The organism is Streptomyces daqingensis (assembly GCF_014645895.1).
Classification (GTDB): domain Bacteria; phylum Actinomycetota; class Actinomycetes; order Streptomycetales; family Streptomycetaceae; genus Streptomyces; species Streptomyces daqingensis.
Genome location: NZ_BMMP01000040.1, coordinates 1 through 1072, shown reverse-complemented (window position 1 = coordinate 1072; position 1072 = coordinate 1). Strand labels below are relative to the sequence as shown.

Below are 1072 nucleotides of genomic sequence, written 5' to 3'. Positions count from 1 at the left end.
CTAGGTGTATTGACCTGATGCGTTGTTCACGCGGCTGATCGGTGGCTGGCCTGCCAGTGCGGTGTGGCACCGGTGATGGTTGTAGGTATGCAGGAAGTTGTCGAGTGCGGCGGTGCGTTCTGCGTTGCTGCTGTAGGGCCGCAGGTAGGCCCATTCGTCGAGCAGGGTGCGGTTGAAGCGTTCCACCTTGCCGTTCGTCTGTGGCCGGTAGGGGCGGATGCGTTTGCCTGTCGCGCCCAACTCGGTCAGGGCCTGCTTCCACTGTTCGCTTTTGCGGTAGGACATGGCGTTGTCGGTCAGGACGCGTTCGATGCGGTCGATGCCCAGGACGGCGAAGTGGGCTGCCGCCCTGCGGAGGAAGGCTGCGCAGGTGGTGGCCTTCTCGTCGGGGTGGACCTCGCTGTAGGCGAGGCGGGAGTGGTCATCGACGGCGGAGTGGATGTAGTCGTAGCCGGTGCTGCGGCGGCTTTGCGGGCGGGCTGCCCGGGCCGCTTCCCGGCCGTGGACGCGCCACCCGCCGCCCTCGGGGATGCGCCCGAGCTTCTTCACATCGACGTGGACCAGTTCGCCGGGCCGGCTGCGTTCGTAGCGGCGAATGAGCCGGCCGGTGGGCCGGTCCAGCCAGGACAGACGGTGCAACCCGTGCCGGGTCAGGACCCGGTGGACGGTGGAGGGCGGCACGCCCAGGATCGGGCCGATCCTTGCGGGCCCGAGTTTCCGTTCGGTGCGCAGAGCGCAGACCCGCATCTCCACCGCCGACGGCGTGCGATGAGGCAGCCTGTGCGGGCGGCTGGAGCGGTCGGCCAGGCCTGCATCGCCCTCCTGGCGCCAGCGGCGCACCCACTTGTGCGCGGTGGTCCGAGAGACGCCCATCTGGGCAGCCACATGCGCCACCGGAAACCCCGAGCGGACACGATCGACCAGCAACCGCCTGCCGTGCACAGTCAGCCGGGCATTACGGTGGGACACGAAGACCTCCGCTCTGTGGTGCAGTCCTAGACAGCTCCACCACACCGGAGGTCTTCGTCATGATCAAGACCCACGAGTGTCAACAACGCCCGTGATCAATACA

The 1072-nt window shown here is 67.6% G+C and carries 1 protein-coding gene; it reads right to left on the bottom strand.

The window, feature by feature from the left end:
- A complete protein-coding gene (locus IEY56_RS28125) occupies positions 1-969 on the bottom strand; it encodes an IS481 family transposase (RefSeq protein ID WP_189040115.1) in 969 nt (322 codons plus the stop codon).
- Positions 970-1072 lie beyond the last annotated feature (103 nt).